Source organism: Azospirillum formosense (genome assembly GCF_013340925.1).
GTDB lineage: Bacteria > Pseudomonadota > Alphaproteobacteria > Azospirillales > Azospirillaceae > Azospirillum > Azospirillum formosense.
The window spans coordinates 1-4,171 of record NZ_WHOR01000385.1 but is presented as its reverse complement, the minus strand read 5'-3'; the positions used below and the strand labels follow the sequence as shown (position 1 = coordinate 4,171).

6 protein-coding genes and 1 pseudogene are annotated in these 4,171 nt (G+C 69.1%); 3 read left to right on the top strand and 4 right to left on the bottom strand.

Going from position 1 to position 4,171, the window contains the following annotated elements:
- The 3 genes and pseudogenes from GBZ26_RS30490 to GBZ26_RS27790 form a co-directional block, all read right to left on the bottom strand.
- Window positions 1–127 (bottom strand): annotated as a pseudogene (locus GBZ26_RS30490) (electron transfer flavoprotein subunit beta/FixA family protein); the annotation flags it as partial.
- Between the two features lie 145 nt (window positions 128–272).
- Window positions 273–842, bottom strand: a complete 570-nt coding sequence (locus GBZ26_RS27795; protein ID WP_174441577.1) for a cob(I)yrinic acid a,c-diamide adenosyltransferase — start codon at window positions 840–842, stop codon at window positions 273–275.
- A gap of 21 nt (window positions 843–863) precedes the next feature.
- Complete coding sequence (locus GBZ26_RS27790; RefSeq protein WP_014197605.1) at window positions 864–1,058, bottom strand: twin transmembrane helix small protein; 195 nt, start codon at window positions 1,056–1,058, stop codon at window positions 864–866.
- 143 nt (window positions 1,059–1,201) lie between these two features.
- Here GBZ26_RS27790 and GBZ26_RS27785 point away from each other — a divergent pair, with 143 nt between their 5' ends.
- Window positions 1,202–2,650, top strand: a complete 1,449-nt coding sequence (locus GBZ26_RS27785; protein ID WP_174441576.1) for a GH1 family beta-glucosidase — start codon at window positions 1,202–1,204, stop codon at window positions 2,648–2,650.
- 31 nt (window positions 2,651–2,681) lie between these two features.
- A complete protein-coding gene (locus GBZ26_RS27780; protein ID WP_174441575.1) occupies window positions 2,682–3,116 on the top strand; it encodes a hypothetical protein in 435 nt (144 codons plus the stop codon).
- Between the two features lie 7 nt (window positions 3,117–3,123).
- Here GBZ26_RS27780 and GBZ26_RS27775 read toward each other — a convergent pair whose 3' ends face one another.
- Window positions 3,124–3,384, bottom strand: coding sequence for a hypothetical protein (locus GBZ26_RS27775; protein WP_145689993.1), 261 nt, complete (start codon window positions 3,382–3,384; stop codon window positions 3,124–3,126).
- Window positions 3,385–3,637: 253 nt separating this feature from the next.
- Here GBZ26_RS27775 and GBZ26_RS27770 point away from each other — a divergent pair.
- Window positions 3,638–4,171 (top strand): peptidoglycan-binding domain-containing protein (locus GBZ26_RS27770; RefSeq protein ID WP_174441574.1); only part of this gene is annotated, 534 nt, incomplete at its 3' end.

Below are 4,171 nucleotides of genomic sequence, written 5' to 3'. Positions count from 1 at the left end.
CGGCGATCTCGTCGAAGGGGTTCATGCTCATCTTCACGTTGGCGGTCTCAACGCCGGAACCGTCCGCCTTGACGCGGATCTTGACGTTGTAATCGACCACCCGCTTGACCGGGACGAGGACCTTCATATCCCACCCTTTTCTTGAATTATGTAGGCGCACCTTCGCCGCTGGCGCCGAATCGGGCAGCTTGTGACAGCGCTGCGACCATAGGAGTTGATGTTTTGGCTGTCAACGCCGCCTACGCCGCAAGCGCGAAGGAGAGGGAAGTGCATCAACGGTTTGCGCCCGGCACCCACAGCACGTCGGCCGTTCCGTTCGCGTTCAGTTTCCGGCCCAGCACGAACAGGTGGTCGGACAGGCGGTTGGCGTATTTGACCGCCGCCGGGTTGACCGGTTCCACCTCCGCCAGCTCGGTCATCAGCCGCTCGGCGCGGCGCACCACGGTGCGGGCCAGATGCAGATGCGCCGCCGCCGCCGAGCCGCCGGGCAGAATGAAGGAGGTGAGCGGGGCGAGGTCGGCGTTCATCGCGTCGATCTCCGTTTCCAGCCGGTCCACCTGCGACTCCAGGATGCGCAGCGGCGGATAGTCCGGATTCTCGACCTCCGGCGTGCACAGATCGGCGCCCAGGTCGAACAGGTCGTTCTGGATGCGCGCCAGCATGGCGTCGGTCTCCGGCAGTTCCGCGGTGTGAAGGCGGACCAGCCCGATGATGGCGTTCGCCTCGTCCACCGTGCCATAGGCGGCGACGCGCGGGTCATGCTTGGGCACGCGGCGCCCGTCGCCGAGCGAGGTCTGGCCGCGGTCCCCGCCGCGGGTGTAGATGCGGGTCAGCTTGACCATGATTCCTGTGGATGTCCTCAATCAGCCGTGGGTCAGGATGGCGAGCAGGAACAGCACCAGCGCCACCCCCTGGAGCGCCACGCGCATCCGCATCGCCCGGTTCGATTTGCGCGAGTCGCCCTGTCCGCCGCGCGCCATGAAGAAGAGCCCGGAGAACAGCGACGCCACGACGAGGCCGAGCGCCACGATCAGCAGAAACATGACGAGTCCGTTCATGGCGCCATACTACCCCACGGTCCAGCTTACGCCTACACCGGCCATTCCGGTTAAGCGGCCATTGTGATGCGAGGCGCCTGTTGCGCTGGCGCCCGGTCTTCTTACATTGTCGCGGACGACCCGGACGGCGAGAGGAATTCGGTATGCGGCGGCGGAGTTTCCTGAAGGCGGCGGCGGCCACCGGGCTGGCGGCCTCGGCCGGGGCCTTTCTGACGACGCGCCGCGCCGCGGTGGCCCAGCCGTCGGAAGCGCTGGCCGCCTTCCCCGACCGGTTCGTCTGGGGCGCCTCGACCTCCTCCTACCAGATCGAGGGGGCGGTGACCGCAGGCGGGCGCGGTCCCAGCGTGTGGGACACCTTCAGCCATTCCTTCGGCAAGGTGGCCAACGGTGACACCGGCGACGTGGCCTGCGACCATTACAACCGCTACGCCGAGGACGTGGACCTGATGGCGAAGGCGGGGATGAACGCCTACCGCTTTTCCGTCGCCTGGCCGCGCGTCCAGCCGACCGGCACCGGCCCGGCCAACGCCGAGGGGCTGGATTTCTACGACCGGCTGACCGACGCGCTGCTCGCCAAGGGCATCGCGCCCTGGCCCTGCCTGTACCATTGGGACCTGCCCCAGGCGCTTCAGGACCGCGGCGGCTGGACCAACCGCGACATCGCCGGCTGGTTCACCGACTACGCCCAGCTCGTCGCCGCGCGGATCGGCGACCGGGCCAAGCACTGGTCCATGCTGAACGAACCGTCCGTCCACGCCATCTTCGGCCACGGGCTGGGCGGCCACGCGCCGGGAATGACCGGCAAGGACAACTATTTCAAGGCGATCCACCACCAGAACCTCGCCCAGGGCATGGCGGTGAAGGCGCTGCGGGCGGCGGGCGGCGGCAAGGGCTGGCAGCTCGGCACGGTGCTGTCGCTCCAGCCGGTCTGGCCGGTCGGCGGGCTGGACGCCAATTACGCGGCCTCGCTGATGTGGGACGCGGTGTGGAACCGCGCCTGCCTCGACCCGCTGCTGCGCGGCGAGTATCCGGAGCTGCTGCGCGACGGCTTCGCCCCGCTGGTCAAGGCCGGCGACCTGGAGGCGATCCGCCAGCCCATCGACTTCCTGGGCATCAACTACTACAGCCGGATGCACCAGCAGCCGGACCCGGCGGGCCTGTTCGGCACCGGCTACGGCTCTCCGCCGGAGGGCACGCCGACGACCGGGATGGGCTGGCCGGTGGAGCCCGACGGGATCGCCGAGATCCTGATCGAGCTGAAGCAGGAATACGGCAACCCGCCGGTCTATGTGATGGAGAACGGAGCCGCCTATCCCGAGCAGACCGGGCCGAAGGGCTTCGTCCAGGACAACGACCGCATCAGCTACCTGCGCCGCCACATTCTGGCCGGTCATCAGGCGCTGGAGGAAGGGGTGGACCTGCGGGGCTGGTTCGTGTGGAGCCTGCTGGACAATTTCGAGTGGGCCGAGGGGTACCAGCGCCGCTTCGGCCTGATCGAGGTGGACCGCCGGACCCTGGAGCGCCGCCCCAAGGCCAGCTACCGCTGGTACGCCGACGTGATCCGCAAGAAGGGTGTTCCGACCTCGGCGTAACACGCCGCTGCTCGGTGATGGGACCGCGATCATGGCGCCTGTTCCCGCCGCCCAGCCGACGCGCTTCGCCATCCAGAAGGCGCGCGGCAAGGGCTGGAAGACGTTGGAGGTCGGGGAGGACCTCGACCACGCCCGCGCCCGCTTCAACCTGATGGTGCGGGTGAACCCGCGCGCCTATTTCCGCCTGATCCAACTCGACCACAACGCCGGGGCCGGCGGCGACGGGATGGAGTTCAACTGGAAGCTCATCGAACTGCACGACCCCAACCAGGGGGGAGTTGCCGGGGCGGGGCCGAAGCCCGTTCCGGCAAAGCCGGCGTCCCGCGCCGCCGCCAGAGTCGCGGCCAAGCCGCCGCGGCGGCGGGAGAGGGTGCCGCTGCCGTTGCGCTTCTACGCGGCGGTGGTGCTGGCCGGGGTGCTGATCGGCGGTCTGCTCTATCTGCGCTACGGCCTGCCGGGGCCGTGACGGGCGCTCAATCCTCGGCGGTGTAGCCCTTGCGGCGCATGCACAGCGCGAAGATCTCCTTGCGGTAGCGGAATTGCGGCGTCTCGGGCAACGGGCGGTAGGGATAGCCGCGCAGGCGCATGGTGTTGTCCACCTGCTCGGTGCATTCGTCGTAGGCGGCGGTCGCCGTGGTCTCCGTGGCCGTCCACTCCCGGTAGGCCGGGGTGCTGCCGCAGGCCGCCAGCAGCAGCGTTCCACCCGCCAGGATCGCGTGTCTCAGAGTCGCCATGCCAGGGCCTCCCTCAATGCGCCCCATAATGCGCCATGATGGATCTATACCACGTTTTTGCGCGGGCATCGCATGACGGATGGGGAATGGGGCGGCCCTTCCGGGTGCCGCCGGGGGAGGGCGGACCTGATGCCGCCGCAACGCAGGCGCACAAAAATCGCGCCCGGAAATCCGCCGCAATCTGGTAACACGGTTGCGCATCCACGATAGTGGATCGGCGATGGTCTGTTGGCGTCTCGGACGGAGGATGGTCATGACGGGTGGTTCGCGCCGCGCGGTCGCGTTGGCTGTGGTGGTGCCGGTTCTGGCGGTGGGTCTGCTGGCGGGCGCTCCGGTCCGAGCGCAATCGACGGCGGACATCCAATGGGCCCAGACCATCCTGAAGGACAAGGGCTACAACATCGGCGGGCGGGCCAACGGGCAGATGCACGCCGAGACAAAGGCGGCGCTCGGCAAGTATCAGGCCGCCCACGGACTGCCGGTGACCAACCAGCTCGACAAGGCGACCATCGCCAAGATGATGGGCGAGCGGGAGGGCAAGGCCCCCGCGACGGTCGGGAACCTCGCCCAGCAGAAGGTCGGCGGCGGCGGTCCTGGCCAGGCGCCGCGCGAGCCGCAGCGCGAGGTGGTGCCCCGCGCCGCGCCGACCCAACGGATCGACAGCGGGACGGGCAGCGTCGGCGGTGGCGCCCAGTTCAGCGCCGGCCCGCCCGTGACCAGCGGCACTTCTTCGTCGGGCGGCCCGACCGGCGCCCCCGCTTCGTCGGCCCCCGCCACCTCCGTCACG

Bases quoted from the DNA above. Each gene is read 5' to 3' on its own strand.
- GBZ26_RS27775 (WP_145689993.1), bottom strand. From the start codon at position 3,384: ATGGCGACTCTGAGACACGCGATCCTGGCGGGTGGAACGCTGCTGCTG.
- GBZ26_RS27780 (WP_174441575.1), top strand. From the start codon at position 2,682: ATGGCGCCTGTTCCCGCCGCCCAGCCGACGCGCTTCGCCATCCAGAAG.
- GBZ26_RS27785 (WP_174441576.1), top strand. From the start codon at position 1,202: ATGCGGCGGCGGAGTTTCCTGAAGGCGGCGGCGGCCACCGGGCTGGCG.
- GBZ26_RS27795 (WP_174441577.1), bottom strand. From the start codon at position 842: ATGGTCAAGCTGACCCGCATCTACACCCGCGGCGGGGACCGCGGCCAG.
- GBZ26_RS27790 (WP_014197605.1), bottom strand. From the start codon at position 1,058: ATGAACGGACTCGTCATGTTTCTGCTGATCGTGGCGCTCGGCCTCGTC.